The organism is Streptosporangium sp. NPDC051023, from assembly GCF_040689595.1.
GTDB lineage: Bacteria > Actinomycetota > Actinomycetes > Streptosporangiales > Streptosporangiaceae > Streptosporangium.
This window is the reverse complement of sequence record NZ_JBFBCE010000014.1, coordinates 120,517-141,132: the sequence shown is the minus strand read 5'-3', so window position 1 is coordinate 141,132 and position 20,616 is coordinate 120,517. Positions and strand designations below refer to the sequence as shown.

The 20,616-nt window shown below is 71.8% G+C and carries 16 protein-coding genes; 1 reads left to right on the top strand and 15 read right to left on the bottom strand.

The window, feature by feature from the left end:
• Positions 1–199: 199 nt before the first annotated feature.
• A complete protein-coding gene (locus tag AB0395_RS12270; protein WP_366279799.1) occupies positions 200–1,741 on the bottom strand; it encodes an aldehyde dehydrogenase family protein in 1,542 nt (513 codons plus the stop codon).
• A 204-nt stretch (positions 1,742–1,945) separates the two neighbouring features.
• On the opposite strand from AB0395_RS12270, the gene AB0395_RS12265 reads away from it, so the two are divergent.
• Complete coding sequence (locus tag AB0395_RS12265) at positions 1,946–2,962, top strand: helix-turn-helix domain-containing protein (protein WP_366279797.1); 1,017 nt, start codon at positions 1,946–1,948, stop codon at positions 2,960–2,962.
• On the opposite strand, the gene AB0395_RS12260 is transcribed toward AB0395_RS12265, so the two are convergent.
• The 14 genes from AB0395_RS12260 to AB0395_RS12195 all read right to left on the bottom strand — a co-directional run bounded on the left by AB0395_RS12260 (position 2,959) and on the right by AB0395_RS12195 (position 20,484).
• Positions 2,959–5,742, bottom strand: a complete 2,784-nt coding sequence (locus tag AB0395_RS12260) for an AAA family ATPase (protein ID WP_366279795.1) — start codon at positions 5,740–5,742, stop codon at positions 2,959–2,961. The two genes, AB0395_RS12265 and AB0395_RS12260, sit on opposite strands and share 4 nt — an antisense overlap.
• 88 nt (positions 5,743–5,830) lie before the next feature.
• Entirely contained in the window at positions 5,831–7,291 is a 1,461-nt protein-coding gene (locus AB0395_RS12255; protein ID WP_366279794.1) for a nitroreductase family protein, read from the bottom strand.
• Between the two features lie 8 nt (positions 7,292–7,299).
• The gene (locus AB0395_RS12250) at positions 7,300–8,406 is read right to left on the bottom strand and encodes a thiopeptide maturation pyridine synthase (RefSeq protein ID WP_366279791.1); all 1,107 of its coding nucleotides are present in this window, start codon (positions 8,404–8,406) and stop codon (positions 7,300–7,302) included.
• On the bottom strand, positions 8,403–9,350 hold the full coding sequence (locus tag AB0395_RS12245) for a lantibiotic dehydratase C-terminal domain-containing protein (protein WP_366279789.1): 948 nt from the start codon (positions 9,348–9,350) through the stop codon (positions 8,403–8,405). The genes AB0395_RS12250 and AB0395_RS12245 overlap by 4 nt, the downstream gene beginning before the upstream one ends.
• 4 nt (positions 9,351–9,354) lie before the next feature.
• Positions 9,355–11,970, bottom strand: a complete 2,616-nt coding sequence (locus tag AB0395_RS12240; RefSeq protein ID WP_366279786.1) for a lantibiotic dehydratase — start codon at positions 11,968–11,970, stop codon at positions 9,355–9,357.
• An 8-nt stretch (positions 11,971–11,978) separates the two neighbouring features.
• On the bottom strand, positions 11,979–13,571 hold the full coding sequence (locus AB0395_RS12235) for a SagB family peptide dehydrogenase (RefSeq protein WP_366279784.1): 1,593 nt from the start codon (positions 13,569–13,571) through the stop codon (positions 11,979–11,981).
• 14 nt (positions 13,572–13,585) lie between these two features.
• On the bottom strand, positions 13,586–15,436 hold the full coding sequence (locus tag AB0395_RS12230) for a TOMM precursor leader peptide-binding protein (RefSeq protein ID WP_366279781.1): 1,851 nt from the start codon (positions 15,434–15,436) through the stop codon (positions 13,586–13,588).
• Positions 15,429–17,360: a hypothetical protein gene (locus tag AB0395_RS12225; RefSeq protein ID WP_366279778.1), complete on the bottom strand. Its 1,932-nt coding sequence runs from the start codon at positions 17,358–17,360 to the stop codon at positions 15,429–15,431. The genes AB0395_RS12230 and AB0395_RS12225 overlap by 8 nt, the downstream gene beginning before the upstream one ends.
• Before the next feature lie 104 nt (positions 17,361–17,464).
• Positions 17,465–17,659, bottom strand: coding sequence for a hypothetical protein (locus tag AB0395_RS12220; protein WP_366279775.1), 195 nt, complete (start codon positions 17,657–17,659; stop codon positions 17,465–17,467).
• Between the two features lie 30 nt (positions 17,660–17,689).
• Entirely contained in the window at positions 17,690–17,872 is a 183-nt protein-coding gene (locus AB0395_RS12215) for a hypothetical protein (RefSeq protein ID WP_366279773.1), read from the bottom strand.
• Between the two features lies 1 nt (position 17,873).
• On the bottom strand, positions 17,874–18,053 hold the full coding sequence (locus AB0395_RS12210) for a thiomuracin/GE37468 family thiazolyl RiPP peptide (protein ID WP_366279770.1): 180 nt from the start codon (positions 18,051–18,053) through the stop codon (positions 17,874–17,876).
• Between the two features lie 19 nt (positions 18,054–18,072).
• Positions 18,073–18,270: a hypothetical protein gene (locus AB0395_RS12205; protein WP_366279767.1), complete on the bottom strand. Its 198-nt coding sequence runs from the start codon at positions 18,268–18,270 to the stop codon at positions 18,073–18,075.
• A gap of 16 nt (positions 18,271–18,286) precedes the next feature.
• On the bottom strand, positions 18,287–18,463 hold the full coding sequence (locus tag AB0395_RS12200; RefSeq protein WP_366279765.1) for a hypothetical protein: 177 nt from the start codon (positions 18,461–18,463) through the stop codon (positions 18,287–18,289).
• 458 nt (positions 18,464–18,921) lie between these two features.
• Positions 18,922–20,484, bottom strand: a complete 1,563-nt coding sequence (locus AB0395_RS12195; RefSeq protein ID WP_366279763.1) for a sugar ABC transporter ATP-binding protein — start codon at positions 20,482–20,484, stop codon at positions 18,922–18,924.
• Positions 20,485–20,616: the final 132 nt, after the last annotated feature.

Sequence of the window (20,616 nt, the reverse complement as noted above, 5' to 3'; positions counted from 1 at the left end):
ACGGCACGGGCGGGCAGGGGAAGGCCACACCCGAACCAGAGAAGGTCACGGCGGAACCGGGGAAGGCCCCGGCCGGGAGGGGCCCGGAAGGGCCGGTGCGCCCGCGCGGAGCCCACCGCGCTCGACGCACCGGCGGCACCCGGCCCCCCATCCCCATAGGTTCACCGGGCACGCCATCGATCCGGACCCGTGAGGTCCGTCATCGGTCCAGGTTGACGAAAACGCCCTTGACCTCGGTGTACGCTTCCAGCGCGTACGGTCCCATCTCGCGCCCGATCCCACTGGCCTTGAAACCGCCCCAGGGGGCGGCGGGGTCGGGGACGTGCAGCATGTTGACGAACACCGAGCCCGCCCGCACCGCGGCGGCCAGGGTGTGGGCGGTGGACAGGTCGTTGGTCCACACGGAGGCGGCCAGCCCGAAGTCGCTGTCGTTCGCCCGGTCCGCGATGTCGTCCAGGTCGTCGTAGGCGAGGACGGGGATGACCGGGCCGAAGATCTCCTCGCGGGCGATCGTCATGTCGTCGGTCACCCCGGCGAAGACGGTCGGACGGTAGAAGAAGCCCTTCTCGAGGTCCCCGTCCGCACGCTGCCCTCCCGTCACCAACTCCGCGCCCTGGTCGACGCCTGAGCGCACGTACCCGTCGACGCTGCGCAGGTGCTCCTCGGTGACGAGCGGGCCCAGGTCGGTCGAGTCGGAGAGCCCGGGGCCGAGGCGCAGGGCGGCGGCGGCCGCCGCCGCCTTCTCGGTGAACTCGTCGACCCGCCTGCGGTCGACGTAGAACCTGGAGTAGGCGGCGCACACCTGGCCGCTGTTGAACAGGGCGCCCTGGACGCAGCCCGCGACCGCCCTGTCCAGGTCGGCGTCGTGCGCCACGATCATGGGAGTCTTGCCGCCCAGCTCCAGGGTGACCCGCTTGAGGTTCCCCGCGGAGACGCGCATGATCTCCCGGCCGACCGCGGTCGAGCCGGTGAAGGACACCTTGTCGACCCCGGAGTGCGCGACCAGGGCGCGGCCGACGTCGGGGCCGCCGGTGAGGAGGTTGACGACGCCCTCCGGCACCCCGGCCTCAAGGCAGAGCTCGGCGAGCCGCAGCGCGGTCAGCGAGGTCTGCTCCGCGGGCTTGATGACCACGGTGTTGGCGCAGGCGAGCGCGGGGGCGAGCTTCCAGGTCAGGATCATGAGGGGGAAGTTCCACGGCGTGATCAGCGCGCAGACTCCCACCGGCTCCCTGCGGGTGTAGTGCAGCGTGTTCGGCAGCGAGACGGGGGCGGTCGCGCCCTCCATCTTGGTGGTCCAGCCCGCGTAGTAGCGGAAGTGCTCGGCCGCGCCCGTGACCGAGACGTTCCTGGCGATCCCCAGCGGCTGCCCCTGGTCGCGCGTCTCCAGATAGGCCAGCTCGTCGCCGTTGGCCTCGATCAGCTCGGCGATCCGCCAGAGCACCTGGGCACGGGCCGCGGGCGACATCTTCGCCCACGCGGGGTTGCGCAGCGCCCGCCTGGCCGCGTCGACCGCGGCGTCCACGTCGGCCGCGTCCGCCTCAGCCAGCTCACCCAGCGGGGCGGCCGTCGCCGGGTCGTAGGTCGTGAAGGTCCGTCCTGAGGTGCCGGTGCCCCACTCGCCGCCGATGAGCAACCGGCCTGGCCGTTCCAGGACAGGAGACTCGGGACCGCTCTCCTGCGGTCGAAGAAACGTCGACGCTGCCATGTTCTCCACGGCCTCCCCGTGAGTCGCTGTCGCCATCGACCGGCCGGTACGGACGGTCAGATCAGTTGTATGGGGCGCTGTACCCGCCGACCTTGTCTGTGAGGGCACAGAACTTGCCTGACACGCTCCAGCGCGATCCGGTTACCGGCACGTGACGGACATGCTGCGGGAGCATTGCCAAACGGAGGCGCGCGATGCACCATTCCTGCAGTTGGATGCACCATTCATGCAGGAGGAAGCATGTCGTCTCTACTGCGCACAGCCGACCTGCCCGCCCGTGAGCGTGCTGACTTCTGGCGCTCGGCCGTCTCCGAGTCGTTTGTACCGCTGGACATGACCCTTGCCCAGGACGACACCTTCCGGGGTCAGATCCGCAGCAGGAACCTGGGGGTGATGTTGGTGAGCGACGTCGCGGCGGACGCGCACCGCGCGGAGCGGACCCGCCGCCTGATCGCCAGGTCCGAGACGGACTACTACAAGCTGAGCATGCCGCTTCAGGGGTACTGCCTGGTCATGCAGGACGGACGTGAGGCGCCGCTCACCCCGGGCGACCTCGCCGTCTACGACACCGGCAGGCCGTACACGGTCGCGTTCGACAACACGTGCCGGATGCTGGTGCTGATGTTCCCGCAGCGTTTCCTGAGGCTGCGGCGCGACGAGATGCACCGGGTGACGGCCAACCGCGTCTCGGGGCGTCAGGGGCTGGGGGCGCTGGTCTCGCCGCTGCTGATGAACCTCGTCACCAAGATGGACGAGATCGGGGAGAACCAGTCACTGCAGCTCGCCGACAACATCGTCGACCTCCTCGCCACCCTGTTCTCCGAGCGGCTCGGCAAGGACGGGACACCGCCGCCCAGCTCTCCCCAGACGCTCCTGCTGCGCATCAGGTCGTTCATCGAGGCACACCTGGACGACGGCAACCTCACCCCGGACACGGTGGCCGCCGCGGTGCACATCTCGACGGGGTACCTGCACAAGCTGTTCAGGATGGAGGGGACCACGGTCTCGCGGTTCATCAGGGAGCGCAGGCTGGAGCACTGTCGCCGCGACCTGGTCGACCCCGAGCAGTGGACGCTCTCGGTCAGCACGGTCGCGGCGCACTGGGGCTTCGTCGACGCCGCCCACTTCAGCCGGCTGTTCAAGGCCACCTACGGGGTCTCCCCCAGGGAGTATCGCCTGACGCGGGACGCGCACGGCGGTGTCGCGGTCTCCGCCTGCATGGAGACCCCGCAGAGCGGCCAGGGCCAGTACTCCTAGTTCTCCAGGCGGCGCATCGCCTCGGCGAGCTGGCCCCGTCCGGAGATGCCGAGTTTGCGATAGGTGCTGGTCAGGTGGATCTCCACGGTCCGCGGCGTGACGTAGAGCCGACCGGCGATCTCCTTGTTGGTGCACCCGCTCACCGCGAGGTGCGCGACCTCGTGCTCGCTGCGGCTCAGCACCGCGGACGGCTGAGCCGCGCGCGGACGGCCCCCGGCGCCGCGCAGCGCCACCTGGATCCGCTTTGAGAGCTCCGGAGCCTGGCACAGCGCACTGCGCTCCTGGGCGACCCGCAGGACGTCGCGCGCCTCGGCGAGCTCTCCGGCCTGGATCAGCATGAGGCCGAGGTCGAGCCGGATCCTGGCCTGTTCCAGCTTGGCGCGGGCCTCGTCGATCGTGCCCACGGCCTCCCTGAGCTGGTCAAGGCCGTGCGAGCCGCCCGTGACCAGGCCCAGAGCGCCCAGGCTGACGCCGATGGCCCGTGGGGTGCCCCACCGCCGGGACAGCTCCAGCTCGCGCTCGGCCGCCTCGAGAGCGCGTTCCCGTTCGCCGAGCCCGAGGTAGGCCAGGGCGAGCCGGCTGAGCCACGGCGTGATGGCGGGATTGGTGATGTGGGAGGTGTCCTGGTGTCGTCCGCATTCCAGGAGCGCGGAGACCGCCGCCGAGTGCTCTCCCCGCGCCAGGCGCAGCCTGCCGAGCGAGAACAGGAAGGTGCCACGGTCCCAGGCCGCCTCCGGCATGTCACGGGCGGCGTGGCGGGTCAGGAGTTGCCCCGCCTGCGGGATGGAACCCGCGTCCATGAGGCAGTTGGCCACCACGGCGACCAGCGTCATCACCGAGTATCCCGCGCCCTCGCCGATCTCGGCGAGCATGTCCAGGCCCGTGGTCGCGCCGTCCTCGAGCGCGCCGTCACGATGGGACATGACGACGGAGCCGTAGGCCGACATGAGCCTGAGCCACGGGAGCGGATGCCGGATGGCCTGCGCCGACAGCTCGGCGAGCCAGCCCTGCGCCTCGTCCCATCTGTCGGCCACGATGAGGGCGACGATCGACAGGCAGGAGAGCAGCCCGCCCGGCCCCGCGACCCACAGGCCACCGCTCAGCGCCCTGGCGGCCAGGTCGGCGGTCTCCTTGGCGGAACCGTGGCCCGCCATCGCGTGGAGCGCCAGCGCCGCCAGGCACGCCCGCTCCCCCGGGGTCGAGCCGGACAGCCCGCGGGACCGCAGCGACTCCAGTTTGGCCAGCGCGGCGGGGATCGTCGCGAACTCCTCCAGGCCGATCTGGACTATCTGGGCCTCCAGGTGCAGGCGGAGTTCCCAGTGCTGTTCCGCGTCCAGCATGTCGATGGCCGCGTCCAGGACGGGCAGCGCCTCAGGGGCCCGCCTGGACAGTTTCAGCGCGGTCGCGAGCACCCCGGACGCCTTGGCCCGCGCCTCGGGGTCCGTCAGGAGCGACAGCACCTCGCGCAGTCTGCGGGCCGCGGCGGCCGGGTCGCCGAAGAGTTCCGCCTTGGCCAGCTCCATGAGCAGGCCGATCCGCTCCTCACCGGCCACGGGTTCGCGCAGGGCACGACGCAGGTAGCTCAGCCGGAGACCGTGCTCTCCCATGTCACGGGCCTGGTAGGCCGCGTCGAGCAGGACGGGGACGACCCAGGGCTCACCGAGCGGCCCGGCGTGCAGCAGGCACGCGGCGGTGCGCGCGGTCGGCGCCTGGTCCCGGTGGAGCAGACTCGCCGCCGTGGCGTACTCGATGGCCAGATCCGGCATCCTGTCCAGGACGGCCTGCCGGATCAACGGGTGCGAGAAACGGGTCGGCGTGCTCTCGGCCAGTATGGAGAGCCGTCGCAGCCGGGTCAGGTGCTCCTCGAGCCTGCGGGGGTGCAGGTCGGCCATGGCGGCGACGACGTGGCCCTGGGTGTCACCGCCGAGCAGCGCCAGAACGCGCACGAGGCGGCGAGTGGCCTCCGGCTGCGCCACGAGGCAGCGGTTCACCTGGTCGTTGACGGCCTGCGCGGCCAGTTCCCCCGCCGTGCGGACGTTCGCATCGACGGGGCAGAGCCCCACGTCCGCCAGGACCCGGAGCAGCCTGGAGACCAGGTATGGCGCGCCACCGGTGAACTCGTGACAGGCCGTGGCGAACGCGGGCTCGGGTGTCGCGCCCAACGTGGCGCCGAGCAGGTGGGCGACGCCGTCCAGGGTCAGCGACCCCGGTGTGAGCACGTGACCGGCGCACAGCTCGTTCAGCAGCCGATGCTCACCGAACCAGCCGGACAGCACGACGAGGAGCCGCAGATCGGCCACCCTCCGGCTCAGATAGGACAGCCACCGCAGCGAGTGCTCGTCCGCGAAGTGCACGTCGTCGATCACCAGGACGTACGCCGACTCCCTGCTCAGTTCGGCGAGAAACATGTAGAGGGTGTGCAGTTCCGCGGCCAGGCCCTCGGGGGCCGGCGTGCGCAGGACCTGCCCCAACGTCTCCTCATGCGACGGCTGGTCGCGCAGGAGCGGCTCCAGCAGCTGCCTGGCGACGGAGAAGATGAACCCCTGCTCCATCTCCACACACGTCGCGGTGAGAAAACGCAGGCCGCCGCGCTCCCGTTCGCGTACGGCCCAGGCGTCGAGCAGCGTGGTCTTGCCCATCCCCCATGGGCCCTGTAGTCGCAGGAGCCCGCCCCTGCCGTCGCGCGCCGCGGCCGCGCTGGATTCGAGAACCTGAAGTTCTGCGGCCCTGTCGACGAGGTCTAATCGTCGCCCCTGTAGTTGTTCTTCCCCGATGTACACGAGCGAACGCTGCCACTAGATCATGAACGACTCATGACGCGGAGATTGACGAAAGGCGAATCGATCTACGTCGGAATCTGCCGGTGATCTACGAAATGGCCTGCTGATAAATGAATTCCGGCCCGGGGGAACCGGCCAGGATCTGACAGAGCGGCCGCAGTGTCCCGCCGGTCACGCCGAGCGCCTCCCGCACCGTCTCCGCATGATAGGCGCAGGTGATCCGCGAGCTCAGACCGAGGTCGGCCGCGGCCAGCCCGGCCCGCTGCGCTCCGATGCCCGCGACGAGGTTCTGCAGCCGGTACCACCGGTCGCCCGCGGCCCTCAGGCCCGCCGCGTAGTCCCCCATCGGCACCAGGACGACCCCGGCCCGCTGGTCGCCGAGGAACCGTCCGGCGACGGCGCCTCCTGGCCACATCGGGATGCGCAGGTCACCGGCCTTGACAAGCACCAGCTCACCGGCGACGGGATCGTAGGCGTAGGCTCCGCGTTCCAGGCCGGTCACCTCGTGGACCGCGCACATCCAGACCACATGGCGCGGCGAGAGCTCCCCCTGCCATCCCCCGGTCGCCGCGCGGAGCAGGACGGCGAACTCGTGGAGCGTCATCGGGTCCGAACCGAAACGCCCGACCATCGAGGACCGCAGGGCCGGGTCGCCGGACGGCCGCCATTGCACGTCGGGGAGCGGGATCCCGGCCCCGGCGGGCACGTCGGGGTACGGCACCGCCACCGCCGCCCCGCTCTGGCCCCGGATGGCGGCGTGGAGTGCCGAGGTCGCGGGCAGCCCGGCGGTGACCGGGCGCGGCGCGGTGCGCGGCGTCGGCTCCGCCGCGGACCCCCCGCCCAGGGGCGGCGGGCAACCGGGCAGGTCGATCACCGCGTTCACCGTCTCCGCCTCGGGGTCGAGGCCGAGCGCCGTCTCCACGGCCTCGTCGTCGAACCAGGCGCGGAGCCTGGCCTCCCGGCCCTCCGCCTCGGCCATGGCGAGCACCTGGCCGACCAGGATGCCACCCTCCAGGCAGAGCAGCCGGTAGCCGAAGTCGCCGTACTTGAAGGCGGTCCGGCCGAGCACCCCGGTCAGCGCCAGCGCCTGGTCCGTCACGCCCGTTGTCCCCGGCAGGGGGTCGAGCGCGTGCGCCGCCGGGTCGTAGTGGAAGGCCCGCCCGCCGTAGAGCGCGTACAGCTCGCCGGGGTAGAGGCTGCCCCCGGACGGCACCGGCCTGAGCGGCCGTCCCGGGGTGATCAGCAGGGTGCCCTGCTGCCCCGGCATGGCCTGCGGCTCGTTCCACTGGTAGCGGATCAGCCCGCCCGCGCCGCGCAGGATGCGCCCGAGCGGTGAACCGGACGGCAGCGCGAGCGCGTGGCCGGGCGTGTACCGCTTGACGGTCGGCGGGATGAGGCGCCAGTCGACCGAGACGATCGCGTCGAACGGCACCCGTTCGCCGATCGGCACGTAACGGGTACCGGCCGCGCCCGCGGGTTCCCCGCCCGTGGCCACGCTCTCGGATCCCGTGCCCACACCTGCGCCCGCGCCCGCGAGTTCCGCGCTCATACCCGCTCTCACCGCCCGGCCGCCTGCCTGGCCTGCTGGGCGAGGAAGGCGGACAGCTCTCCCGTCGGCATGTCGTAGCGGTCCTCAACGGTCCGCGCGGTCAGGTGGCACAGCGCGAACCGTTCGACGGGACGGACGCCGAGGCGGCTGAAGAGCAGGTACTGCATGTTCAGCACGACCCGGTAGACGGCGAACCACATGGCGCTGTCGAGCTCCTTGACCGCCTCCTCGTTCTCCAGCAGCACGCGGTGAAAACGGCTGATCGTGGTGCCCTGGGCCGTCCACTCCTGGTCGGCCTCGGCGAACCGGCCGGGCAGCGTGAGCGCCCCGGCCTCGAGCAGTTCCTCCGCCTCCACGGCGAGGGCGCGGACGATCGGAACCCAGGTGGCCAGGTGCGGCGGCGCGTCGGCGGCGGTGCCGTCACCGTCCACGAACGCGATCGCCGCCTCCATCCGCTCGGCCAGCGCGTCCCGATGCGCGTCGTAGCGCTGGTCGAAGGCCAGGCGCAGGCCGTCGGGGTCGCCGCAGTTGGCCAGGAAGCCCTCCGCGTGCGAGCGATAGGACAGGAAGCCCTTCGTGATGGGGTGGCAGGCCGCGTGCGCGCTGGCGAACATCATGGTCAGCAGGGAATCGAACAGGTCGCCGTCCTCCCGCCGTTCCTGGAGCAGCGCGAAGGCGAGCGGGGTGGTCCGGGTGTGGAAGGAGGCGACCAGCTCGGACGCGCGCTCGGTGCCCAGGACGTGCAGCCTCTTGTCGTACGGCAGGTACTGCACGGAGTTGTCCGGGTACCAGGGCTCCAGCGGGCCCTCCTCCTGCTCCATCTCGGCCAGCGCGCGGTGTACGGCCTGCTCACGCTCCAGGTCCGGCACGAAGAACGAGGGCCGTTCGCTCAGGTGGTCGCGGACGGCCGCGTCGATGAGCGGCCGTACCCTGCCCTCCCAGTCCTCCTCGGTCGTGCGCACGTGGATCCGCACGTGCGGACCGCGCAGCCAGTGCCGCCCGAAGTAGGAGGTCCCGCCGATCTCCTCCAGGAGCGGCCGTACCGTGTCCAGGATCAGGTCGTCGACGGCCTTCTGGTCGTAGTAGTAGACGTGCGCGCTGTACCAGCCGGTCATGGGAGTTCTCCGGGAGAGGCGAGGTCCGCGATGGCGCGGAAGCCGAGATAGCCGAGGTAGATCTCGTCGTGGACGGACAGGCCCATCCGGTTGTTGACGAGGTGGAGGCAGCGCATCAGGATCAAGGCCACCCGTTTCGAGCCGGTGCCGATGCCGTCCAGCTGCCAGGCGAGCGGCGACGCCGGTGGCTCGATGTCCAGCAGGCCCGCGGAGTCCAGCTCGGTGAGCCGGACGCGCAGCGCGCGGGAGGAGGCCAGCCACCGCTCAACGGCCGGTTCCCCGGCCACCCCCTCCCAGGCCTGCCCGGCCGCCTTGGTGAGGACGTCGCGCCGGGCCTGGAAGGCGGACTCCAGATCGGCCCCCATCCGCTCCCTGCCTCCCGTGAGCGTGTCCACCAGGAGGCGCCGGTCGGGCTGCAGGTCGGCGAGGGTGCGCAGGAGGAACGCCAGGCCAAGCCCGCGCCGCTCGTCCTTGCCGGTCCCCTCTCGGATCACCTCGGCCGCGATCTCACTGGACTCGGTGAAGTGCCGCTCGACGGCGAGCATGCTCTCCAGTGCGCCGTACGCGTGGTGCTCGCGGCGGTAGGCGATGAGCTCGACCGAGTCGTCACGACGCACACCCCGGTCGTAGTCCGCGAGGTTCTCGTAGTTCGCGAGCGCCTCCGCGACCTTGGCGTACCCCTCCGCGTCGAAGCCCGGCGGGGACGGGTTCGCGGCCAGGTGGTCGGCCAGCGCGCCGCGCGCCGTCCCGACCACCTCCGCGCGCCGCCCTGGCTCCGGGAGCAGCCGCAGGCGCAGGTGCGGGCCGCCCTCCCAGTAGCGCAGGAAGAACCAGCCGCGCAGCGGCAGCTCCTTCACCAGCGGGACCACCGCCTGGGCGACCAGTCGATCCAGGTCACCCCGGTGGAAGGCGTGCAGGCTGATCCATTCGGATTCTTCGGTCATCGCGTCAGCCGATCTCGATGAGGAACTCGGTCACGTGGCGGCTCTGCCCATACGGCACCGCCTCCGCCAGGTCGGGCAACGCCTCGTTGATCACCACCAGGTCTCCCGGTGCCGTCACCGCGCGTTCCAGCAGCGTGACCAGGTGGAGGTTGGCCAGGTCGACGTAGAAGGGCTTGCGGGACTTCAGGTCCGGGGTCCAGGAGTGGTCGTCCAGGTTCATCACCCGGACGTAGAACCGCTCCGGCAGGCCGTGCTCGGCCGCCCAGTCCGCCAGGCGCCGCCAGAAGGAGGCGTCGTGCTCGCCCTTGTTCCGCTGGGGCAGTTCGGAGCCGGAGAACGCCCAGGTGGCCCTGGACACCGTGACCCGTCCCACGTCCACCCTGGGCAGGTACCGCACGCCGCCGCCCCTGGGGTCGCCCCGCGGCAGGAAGAGCGGGTAGCTGGCGTGCATGAGGAAGGAGGGCGGGCCGAAGACCTCGGCCAGGTGCCGCAGCGGCGCGGGCAGCCACAGCTCGCTCATCATGCCGAGGTGGGTGGGGCGGACCCGGCAGCCGAGCCGCCCCGACATCAGGCACAGCTCCCCGGTGGCCGGATCGCGCGTCACCAGCAGGTCGGAGAGCGGGATGCGAGCCCCCGGCGACCGCGACGGGGTGGACATGGGGGTGTCCAGCGCGTAGGCGGCCATCGGAAGACGCAGGTTGAGGTTGCTGCCGAAGGTCCCCTCGAACTCGGCGAGCACGCTCTCCGGGCGTTCCGGCTCGCCCGTCCCCAGGTCGGACGGGACGCCTCCGGCCTGGGCCAGCATCCGCGCGCCCCTGCTGAGCCCCCTGCCGTGCCCGATGGTGACCGAGTTGAGCACCGCCCGCGGCGGCTCGTCGCCCCGCGCGAGGTCTCCCGTGAGCTGGAGGTAGCACCCGAGCGAGCCGACGGGACGCACGTCGGCCGGCCATTGCCCGGTCAGCTCGGCGAGCCTGTCCGGGGAGACCCGGATCACGCCGTCCTCGCCCGGCGGGACGGCACGCACCCCCGCGGTGAGCTCGGCGATGAGTTCGGCGACATCGGTGGCGTACGGCAGCGCGCGCCAGGTCTCGGGCGATGTGGTCATCGGGCCCGCGAGCAGGGGGGCCAGCGTGTCCGGGGTGAGCCCGGCGCAGGCGTCCCTACCGTTCAGGAAGCGGTTCAGGTCCTGGTAGTAGCGCAGCCACGGCACCTCGGCCTCGCCGTACATGGCGGCGAACAGGTCGCTCAGCGCCCTGCGGGCGGCCAGCTGCGGATCGACCAGCCCGAACACCTGGCGCAGGCTGCCGAGGTCGGACACGATCGGCTGCCAGGCCTGCGCCCCGCACACCGCGACGGGCCTGGTGAACACCGCGTTCAGGTGGATGAGGTTCTTGCTGGGAAGCCGCAGGTCCTGGGCCCCGGCGGCGGCCAGTGCCGCGGTCATGTCCCTGCTGATCGCCCCGTGCCGTTCCACTCTGGCCTGCGGCTCGGTGAGCGTGGCGTAGCCGCGTACGGACTCGCGCAGCCGGGTGATCGCGGTGACCAGCTCCGGCACGGGCGCCGCCCACGACGCGAGCTCCTCCAGGTGGTCGGCGGCCTGATCGGAGAAGGGCGCCAACGGCTGCAGGACGCCGCACTCGATCAGCCGGGCGACGAAGAGCCACGCCTGGCCCGGCGGGGCGTCGGGCGCGAGTTCGGTCAGCAGCGCGGCCACCTCGGATGCCGGGCACGAGGGTATCTCCTGGAAGAGCTCCAGCACCGCGGTGAGCGCCTCGTTGCATCGGACGGTGCTGAGCGGGACGGCCGGATCGGGGCCGAGGAAGTCCAGCGCGCCCTCGCGTTCGACCACGCTCGGATTCACCCGGAGCCGCACCTGGCCCGCGAGCCCGGGGTGGCGCAGCAGGCAGGTGGTGAGCCGCTGGACCAGCCACATGTTGAGCTCGACGACGCTCGTCCACTCCCAGGTGCCGGTCGGGCGCAGCGGAGTGCCCGACGGGGCCCACTCCGCCATTCCGGTGATCATGAATGTGCTGTACGGGCTCGTCTTGGCGACCACCCTGGCCAGGTACTTCACCAGCCGATCGCGTACCTGCCGGGGCGGCTCCGCCTCGAGCGGACCGGCCAGCCACCGGGTCAGCTCCGCGTCGAGCACCGCGCTGCCCTGGAGCAGGCCGTACCGGAACACGTCCGTGGACACGGCCTCCCTGAGCCGTTCGGTGGTGGTCGCCGTCTCGCTCGCCAGCAGCGCGGGGATCTCCTGCGCGAGCTCGGCGGCCCTGGCTCGGCGCTCGAGCCAGCCGGTCACGCTGCCGCTCAGCTGTTCCGGCAGCACGGCGCGCACCTCGTCGTTCCAGCAGCGCGCGTTCGGCGACCGCCCGCCGTACAGGGCTCGGCGCAGCGCGACCAGGCGTGGTTTGAGCGCGCCCGCCCCGCCGATCACCTCGTAGAGGTCGTCGGCGAGCCGTCGTCCCTCCTCGGCCAGGTCTTGCTCGATGGCGCGCAGCTCGCCGAGCACGGCCCAGCTTTTCTCGAACCTGAGCCCGTCCAGCACCGCGACCGGCATGGCCGCGACGCGGACCGCGTAGTGGCTCGCGAGTCTCGGTGTCGTCGGTGTCGTCATGGTTCCCCCTAGAACACGATCGGCAGCTCGTACTGGGGGCTTTCGCTCCGCCTGCCCAGCACGATCTGGAAGATGGGGGTGCTGCCCTGCCCGGTGACGCCGAGCATGTCCTGCACGCCGGACGTCGAGTAGCCGTTGATCACCCGGGCGGCCAGGCCCACGGCACCCGCCTGGACGCAGATGCGCTGCGCCACGACACCGGCCTCCTGCTGGAGGATCCGGTAACCGCGGTCGCCGAGATCGGTCTGCGCCGCCTCGCGATCGGCGACGACCCAGACCAGCGCGTTGGCCGTGCCGAAGTCGACCGCGGGCGGGCCGAGCCGCATCCCCGCGTTGATCGGCCCGTCGGGAGCGCCGGACGTCCGGTGCAGCCGCCTGCCGCCTCTGTCGAGCCGGTAGGCGGCGACCGGTATCCCCGTGACGTTCAGCGGCACCACGTAGACCTCGGCGTACGGACCTTCACCGAGGTCCGTCCGGTACGGCGCGAGCGCGTCCCCCAGGACGGCCGCCAGGGTCGCGGTGTCGATCGGGGCGCGCACCGGCTTGAAGATGGTGCCTCCGGAGTGCCGGGCGCGCAGCGCGTCGGCGAGGTCGGCCCCGCCGGGCTCGGGCAGCTCGACGATCTCGTCACCGGGCGGCGCCTGCCGGACGCTGAGCCCGGCGAAGTCGGCGGTCCTGGTGAGCACGCTCGCCGCGGCGATGGTGTACGTCGTGGACGCCGCCGCGAGGTCCTTGGCGACGGGCAGCTCGGGGCGTCCCGGCCGGACGGGGTCCAGCCGGGAGAACAGTCCCTCGGACGACCGGTCGGCGGCCTGCCCCTCGGAGAAGGCGTCCCTCTTGGAGAAGGCGTCCCTCTTGGAGAAGGCGTCCGCGCGCAGCGGGATCGCCGCCAGGACCGTCTCCTCGCCGGGCCGGGCCCCGATCAGCCGTCCGAGGACCTCGTCGAGGAAGTTGTGGTGCAGCCGCCCGCGCAGGCCCAGCGCCGAGGCGACCATCAGCAGGTTGCCCGCGACCATGCCCGCCTCCTGGGTGCACAGCCGGTAGGCGTAGTGCCGGTAGCGGAAGGCCGTCTTCCACAGGTCGGAGGTGAGCAGGAGCACGGCCCGCGCGCCGTCCAGGCCGGTGCCGAGGGCGGCGGCCAGCACCTCGCGGTGGTCACCGGGCCGCATCATGGCCAGGCAGTGGTGCAGCTGATCGTAGTGGTAGACCCCGGCGGGCAGGTCGCCGGTGCCCGGTGTCCACAGGTAAAGCTCGGTCGGGTAGAAGCAGCGCGCCGAGGGCACCATCCGGTGGTACGGCCACCCGCTGACCGCTCCGACGTCCACCCGCGAGAAGCCGTACCCGTAGTAGAGGAGCGCGCCCAGTGCCGCCTGGTCCCAGGCGGCGGGCGGGGTACGGCCCGCGAGCGCGGCCCGCAGGTCGCCCAGGCGCAGCGGCACGCGCTGGGGCAGCGAATGACGGGGCACGTCGCGGTAGACGGTGAACTTGGGCGGCTCGTCGGCGGACCCCTCGGCGCCGACGCCCTTGCCGAGCAGCGTCGTCGGGTCGTCGAAGGTGTCGCGCCAGTACTGCGCGCCGACCGAGGCGTCGCGGTTCAGCACGGGGTTCTCCTTCGTCATGGGAACGGGTGCGGGTGGGGGTTGACCTCGAATCCCGCGAGCCTGTGCAGCCCGTCGACACGCCGGGCCCAGTAGCCGAAGGTCATCGGGAGCAGCCCGGGGACGATGGTCTTCACGCACGCGAACCCGCCCGCCCGGTGCTCCGCCGAGGTCTGGTCGACGACGATCACGTCCAGCCCGTGCATGGCGAGGCGCTCGACGGTCGCGGTCAGGTCGCGGGTCAGGTCGTCGTCGTCGGGCCTGAAGGAGTCGCGGTAGGACTCGGCGATCGAGTGCTCGGCGCCGCCGAGGAGGAACTCAAGGCGGTCGAACGCGGCGGGATGGCAGTAGACCAGCGAGTGGTCGTGCATGGTGCGCACCAGGCCGGGGTCGTCGACCATCGCCGCGGCCCGCTCCCGTTCGGCCGGGTAGGTGTCCAGCCGCCAGCGGACCATCGGGGCCAGTTCGAGCAGCCCGTTGGCGACGGCCCGTTCCGGGTCGAACGCCGAGCCCGCGGCGCAGAGCGCCTTGGGAGTGTCGGGGCCCGGGGACGGATGCACGGCCATCACCCAGGAGCTGGGGATTCCATGCTCCATCGTGGTGTCGAAGGCGTGGACCTCGAACCCGGTCTCGTGGCGGATGCGCTCGGCCATCAACGGCAGCCTGCGGTCCGCCGCCGAGTTCAGATCAAGCCTGCGCGCCGGGAGCCGGGCGTACCACGTCATCAGGAACGCGTCCCGCTCCGCCAGCTCCAGCACCCCGTGCAGGATCGCCTCCTCCAGACAGCCGCCGACCGCGCAGCCGTTGGAGATCTCGTAGACGAAGTTGGACCCGTCGTGCATCCGGTAGTAGGCGTAGCTCTCCGGCACCAGGACCGGGCCGCCCCTGGCGAAGGAGTACCCCCAGACCCAGTTGAACTCCAGGTCGTCGTCGTATCTGCGGTAGGGGAAGCCGGGCACCTCGTAACGGTCGTCGGGGTAGAGGCCGAACGTCCGGGGGTCGACGGTGTCCTCGCCCAGCGAGCGCCTGCTGCCGTGGACGACCGTCCTGCGGCCGTGCGGCCGTACCCCGCCGTACCGCTCGACGGCCTCGGCCACCGAGGTCAGCTTGGCGGCGCGGAAGTTGAGGTCGCGCCCGAACCCGCTCTCGCCCTCCTCCCCCGGCAGGCCCATCGGGGCGAGCGCGGAGGGGTAGACGTTCAGGTAGTTGCTGCGGACCGCGCGGATCATGCCGACCTCGGAGTCCACGTAGGTCTCCATCAGGCTGTCCTCCTCAGCGAAGAGGTCGCGGACGCGGTGCCGGCCCGGCTGGATCTTGGGTTGTGGCCTCAGCTCGATCCGCGCGTCCCGCCTGCTGTCGTCGGGCAGGCCGCCACACTCGGGGCACGCCGGGTCCGGCAGGAACCGGTGCACGGCCGAGGACAGCGTGTCGAGCCGGACGTGGATCTCGGCGCCCGAGGTGCGTCCTGGGGCACCGGACAGCAGCTCACCGGCCTCGGCGACGGCCAGCCTGGCGACGGTGTCCACCGCGGGTGCGGCCAGCCACGGGGTCGGCGCGGCGTACCGCTCCGGGTAGCGCTTCCTGGCCTCGGCGCGCAGCGCGCTGTCCTCCCTGGCCCGCGTCCTGCGGGTCGCCGCGCAGGCCGGGCAGCCGGGCGTTCCCGGCGTCACCGCCGGGCCGATGATCGCGGTGCCCAGCTCGACCCTGACGGGCAGCCACGCAATGCCGGGCCCTTCGGTCAGGTCGAGGTCGGCCGTGTCACCGGCGACGATGAGCGCGCCTTCCCACTCACCGTCGAGGACGCCGCGGAGGCCTCGGATCGCGTCGGCGATCCGTCCCTCGCCGAGGACGCCGATCGCGTCAGTCATGGACGGTCACCACCTGGACGACGTAGGGGAGCACCGCGTCGGCGGCCGGGTCGTGCCCGGCGGGCAGCGCGTACACCCGGTGCCCGTGCGCGTTGAGCGCCGCCACCAGCGGGCGCCAGCCCTCGCCGAGGTCACGCTCGGGCGCGCGGTCGGTGCCGAGCTGTTCGGCGGGCAGGTGCGGCGCGGGCGGGGGGCCGACGAGATCGGGCTCTTCGGGGACGTCGGCGAGCTGGGCGGCCAGCAGGGCCCGTGACAGGGCGGTGGCGGCGGCCGACGCGGTGCTGTTGCCCGCGGCCATGCCGAGCGGCATGCCGACGGTCGTCGCGGCGACCGCGGGCACGCCGAGCGGCCCGGTCACGTCGTGCAGCCGTACGACCAGGCCGGACAGGCCGAGCAGTTCGCGGTGACGCCCACCGATCTCCGGGCCGAGCTCGGGGCAGTCCGGGGGCGGGACGGTGAGCGACAGGCACACATCGAGCAGGGCCGAGGTCAGGGCCTCGTCCATGTCGAGCCCGGCAGCGAGACCGACGGGCCGGTGCGTGAGGGAGGTGTCGATCAGCGGGTGCGCGAGGCTCACGTTGATCAGCTCGGGGAGGCCGGCGCCCAGGTCGAGGGCGTACACCTTGCCGTCCGCGACCACGCGGGGGTCGGCGGTGAGCGCGCCGTACAGCGCGAACGCGGCCAGCGCCGCGTCCCGCCGCGACTGCGCCAGGCTCTCCCCCGCGCCCCGGACGAGGGGGGCGCGCCCGGCTCTCCCGAAGGGGTCGGAGAGGGTCACCTGCGCGGTCCACAGCGGAAGCTGGGGCAGCTCGTGCTCATCGACCGTGGAGAACAGGCCGAGGCGGTGGTCGAAACACACCGCCGCGGCGGCGGAGAAACGCTCCTCCTCCAGCCGCTCGCCCTCAAGCAGCGCCGACATCCGCGCCGTGAACTCCAGCTCCGTCGGCGGGGCGGCGGGGAGCGTGGCCGGGTGGCGGTGACCGCGGTGCTCGGTGGTGTGCAGCGTCTCCAGGTCCATCAGCGTGACCCGCTCGGCGGCGGCGTGGTCGATGACCCCCGTCAGCATCCGGAAGGCGGTGAAGGCGACGCGGTTGGCCAGCATCCCGGCGGTCGGGCCGGCGAGGAACGGCGAGCCGGTGAGCGGGGACGGGCGGTTGGCGGTGGCCCGGAGCCAGGCGGACTCGAAACCGGGGTGGGTGGCGTCGGGGCGGGCGAAGGTCCACGCCTCGTCGCCCGCGACGAACCCCTGGACGATCGGCAGGTCGGCGAGCCCGCACAGCCGGTCGAGGTCGCGGGCGCGGTCTGGCTGCGGGAGGTCGGAGATGTGCAGCACCAGTTTTCCGGCCGCGACCGCGATGGCGAGGTCCCCCAGGGGCTCCACGGCCCGGATGACCGCCTGCGGGTCGCGCTCCGTCGCCCGGTCGCAGTACTCGGCCAGCCGGTCGAGGTCGGTCTCGCACTCATCGGTGGTGAAGACGCTCAGCTCGCGGCTGCCGGACCACAGGATGGCGTGCACGAGGGCGGGCAGCGTGAGGCCGGAGCCGATCACCACGACCGGCGTGTCACGATAGGTCTGGAAACGGCGCGCGGCCGAGCTGTGGAAGTGGTCGATGTAGGCGATCTCGGCGGCGTAGCGCTCCAGCTCGTCCTCGTCCAGGTCGTGCGGCTCGTCGGTCACGGCGTCCTTGACCAGACCGGCGTCGGCCAGGGCGCGGACCAGCGTGGTGACCATCTCCGCCTTCTCCGGCGGCAGGCCGGCGACCAGGTCGTCCAGCTCGGTCTGCCCGTCCAGGTAGGGGGCGAGGCGGTCCATCAGCGGCATCGCCGACTTGCCCGACACGCTGAACAGGTCGCCCGAGTGCACGAAGGAGACGGCGTTCTCGGAGGGCACCCAGAAGACGTCGGGCTTCAGCTTGGGTCTCATCGCATTCCTCGATGGGGAGACAGGCAGCGGAGGGGAGGCCGGCGGACCCTTCTCGGTCCGGCCGGCGAATCACGCGCGCGTCACTTCCGCGCGCTTTCGAACAGTCAGCAGCAGCAGCAACAGCAACTGACGCAGCAGCTGCAGGAGGGGGCGCAGCTCGTCACGGAGCCGCCGAGCTCGGCCATGCCGTGTCCGGCGCCGAGCGTCTCCAGCGAGCCGTGGGGGTTGGGGGCGTTGACGGCGATGGCCTCCACGTCAAGCCCGTCGAGGTCGAGGGCGAGGCCACGATGCGGGGACATGATCTGTTCCTTCGTTGAGGCGGTACGCGGTCAGCTGCAGCAGCAGCAACAACAGACGACACAGCAGCTGCAGCCGCTGCTCGGACCGCAGCAGGACGCGGCCATCTCGCTCATGGCGTGGCCGCCGGTGAGCGACTCCAGCGAGGTCCCGCCAGGGGCGGACACGACCAGCTGCTCGACCTGGAGGTCGGCCATCGACTGGGCGAAGGACATGTCAGTTGCCTCCGCCACAGCAGCAGCAGCAACTGCAGATGACGAGCGGGGAGCCGATGCAGGAGGCGGCCATCTCGGCCATGCCGTGACCGCCGGTCAGCGACTCCAGCGAGACGGCGGGCGCGCTCAGCGCGGCCACCGACTCGACGGCGAGGTCGTCGAGGTCAAGGCGCAGGGACACGAGTGAACTCCGATCGTTCTCAGTTGCTGCAGCAGCAGCAGCACACGCAGCAGCTGCAGCAGGCGCAGCTGGGAAGGACGGAGCCGCCCACCTCGCTCATGAGCGAGGCGGAGCCCGCCAGCACGCGCGGGTCGAGAGATTCCAAGCCCGCCATCCGGTAGGACCCGGCGACGAGGGGCGAGGCCTCGATCTCTCCGAGGTCGAGAGGCATCTTCATGATCGAACCTTTCGGGTCAGACACAGCAACAGCAGCAGCAGGAGACGCAGCAGCTGGGAACTCCACATCCGGATGCCGCGAGTTCGGACATCCCGTGTCCTCCGCCGAGGGCCTCCAGGGACATGTCCGTGGGGACCGGGGCGATCGCGAGCGACTCCGACTCGATGTCGGTCAGGTCCAGAGCGAGGCGCATATTTTCACCTCCTTCATGGCCATTTATGTGGTTAATCCCTTTCGCGCGGTTCGCGTAGGTGATCCGGGTAAAGGAGACCGCAGCGGCGTCAGTGGCGACAAGGCGCTCGGCATAGTGCTGTGGTGCCTCGGGACCGAACTTTCGGTCTTACGGTTTCGGTCGTCTCTCGGTGCCCGCGTGCGCCGGGCCTGATGTGCCCGCCGCGGGTTCCCCTGGGCGGCGGTGGCACGCCCGCGCCGGAGAGGGAGCCGGCCCGCATGCCAGAGACACGAAGAAAGCCCAGGTCAGAAATGACCTGGGCTTTCAGCTGAGGGTGTTCTGCGGAGGCGGGAAATCCGGCCCCGAAGGCCGGACGTCAGATCGACGTGCCGTGCCGTACGGAGAGGCGGCCGATGATGGGGCTTCGCGGCGTCGCGCCCGGCGGTTCGGGACGGCGGGGCCCGAGCATCGAGCAGCCCCTAATTCTGGCCGGTGTTCATGATCTCAAGGATGCGGTGCTGGTCCAGGTCGTCGCCGTCGAGGATCGCGGCGACCTTCCCCCGGTAGAAGACGGCCACCCGGTCGCAGAGGGAGGCGAGCTCCTCCACATCGGTCGAGCAGAGCAGGGTGACCGTCCCCGCCTGGGTCGCGGACCGGATGAGCGTGTGCATCTCGGCCTTCGCGCCGACATCGACGCCCCGGGTCGGGTCGTCGAGCAACAGCACGGAGGGGTCGGCGTCGAGCCACTTGGCGAGCACGACCTTCTGCTGGTTGCCGCCGGAGAGCAGGCCGGTGCGCTGGTCCACGCTCGCGCAGCGCAGGCTCATCCGCTCGCCGTGATCGCGGGCGCGGGCACGCAGGGCCGTACGGCGCAGGAAGGCGCCGTCGCGGCCGAGCGCGACGGCCCGCACCTGGGCGATGTTCTCCCAGATCGGCTTGTCCAGCATGAGCCCGAACCTGCGCCGGTCGCCGGAGACGACGGCCACACCCGCCGCGATGCTGCGGCGCAGCCCCCGGGGCACGATACGCCCTGAGGGCAGCCGCACCTCGCCGGTGTCGGCCCGGCGAAGGCCCGCGACCAGTTCCAGCGTCGCCTGATGTCCCGATCCGGCCAGGCCTGCGAGCCCAAGGATCTCCCCCGGCCGCACGGTCAGCGAGACGTCGGCGAGCACTCCCCGCGAGCCCGCGTCCACGATCCTGAGCTCGCCGCCCGCGGTACGGCCCGCCTCCGCCGCCCTGGTACGGCCCGCGTCCCCCACCTGGTCGGGCGAGGCCGCGTCACGGGGGGCCGCGACGGCTGCCTTCCCTGTCACCGGCACCGGCCTGTCTCCCAGCATGGCCGTGACGACCTCGGCCATGGACAACCCCTGCCGCTCCTCAGCCTCCATGACGATCTCGCCGTTGCGCAGCACGGTGATGACGTCGCTGAGCGCCATGACCTCCTCAAGAATGTGCGAGACGAAGACAACGCCGACCTGGTGCTCACGCAGCACCCGCACGACGTTCAGCAGCCGGTCGGCGCTGGCCTGTTCGAGCGCGGACGTCGGCTCGTCCAGGATGAGGACGCGCGGCTTGGTCAGCAGGGCTCTGGCGATCTCGACGAGCTGGCGCTGTGCCAGGGAGAGCTCCCCGAGCCGGGTCCTGACCGAGATGTTCAAGCCGAGCTGGTCCAGCACGGGCGCGGCGGCCTCCGCCATGGCCGCGCGGTCGACGAACGGCCCGCGGCGGGGCCCGGTCACCGGGTAGAGGTTGGCGAGCACGTCCAGGTCGGGGAAGAGGTTGAGCTCCTGGGAGACGACGGCGACGCCGTGGAGGGCGGCGTCTCCCGTGTTGCGGAAGCGCACCTGCTGCCCGTTCAGCGTGAGACTGCCCCGGTCGGGCGCGACCGCACCAGACATGATCTTGATCAGTGTCGACTTGCCCGCGCCGTTCTCCCCGAGAAGGGCGTGGACGGAGCCCGCCTCGACGTGGATGCCCGCGTCCTTCAGGGCGACGACGCCTCCGTACGTCTTGCCGATGTTGCTGGCCTCCAGGATCGCCATGATGTGCGCTCCTCCTCCTGCGGGACTGCTGCGGGACTGCTGCGGGGGGTACGGCGGGGCCCGCCGGTTTCCCCTAACGGGTCGCCGTGCGGGCGAGGCGGCCGATCTCGTGAGCGGGGACCGGCCGCCCCG

Bases quoted from the DNA above. Each gene is read 5' to 3' on its own strand.
- AB0395_RS12240 (WP_366279786.1), bottom strand. From the start codon at position 11,970: ATGACGACACCGACGACACCGAGACTCGCGAGCCACTACGCGGTCCGC.
- AB0395_RS12245 (WP_366279789.1), bottom strand. From the start codon at position 9,350: ATGACCGAAGAATCCGAATGGATCAGCCTGCACGCCTTCCACCGGGGT.
- AB0395_RS12195 (WP_366279763.1), bottom strand. From the start codon at position 20,484: ATGGCGATCCTGGAGGCCAGCAACATCGGCAAGACGTACGGAGGCGTC.
- AB0395_RS12270 (WP_366279799.1), bottom strand. From the start codon at position 1,741: ATGGCGACAGCGACTCACGGGGAGGCCGTGGAGAACATGGCAGCGTCG.
- AB0395_RS12225 (WP_366279778.1), bottom strand. From the start codon at position 17,360: ATGAGACCCAAGCTGAAGCCCGACGTCTTCTGGGTGCCCTCCGAGAAC.
- AB0395_RS12230 (WP_366279781.1), bottom strand. From the start codon at position 15,436: ATGACTGACGCGATCGGCGTCCTCGGCGAGGGACGGATCGCCGACGCG.
- AB0395_RS12215 (WP_366279773.1), bottom strand. From the start codon at position 17,872: ATGTCCTTCGCCCAGTCGATGGCCGACCTCCAGGTCGAGCAGCTGGTC.
- AB0395_RS12220 (WP_366279775.1), bottom strand. From the start codon at position 17,659: ATGTCCCCGCATCGTGGCCTCGCCCTCGACCTCGACGGGCTTGACGTG.
- AB0395_RS12200 (WP_366279765.1), bottom strand. From the start codon at position 18,463: ATGCGCCTCGCTCTGGACCTGACCGACATCGAGTCGGAGTCGCTCGCG.
- AB0395_RS12255 (WP_366279794.1), bottom strand. From the start codon at position 7,291: ATGAGCGCGGAACTCGCGGGCGCGGGCGCAGGTGTGGGCACGGGATCC.
- AB0395_RS12250 (WP_366279791.1), bottom strand. From the start codon at position 8,406: ATGACCGGCTGGTACAGCGCGCACGTCTACTACTACGACCAGAAGGCC.
- AB0395_RS12265 (WP_366279797.1), top strand. From the start codon at position 1,946: ATGTCGTCTCTACTGCGCACAGCCGACCTGCCCGCCCGTGAGCGTGCT.
- AB0395_RS12205 (WP_366279767.1), bottom strand. From the start codon at position 18,270: ATGAAGATGCCTCTCGACCTCGGAGAGATCGAGGCCTCGCCCCTCGTC.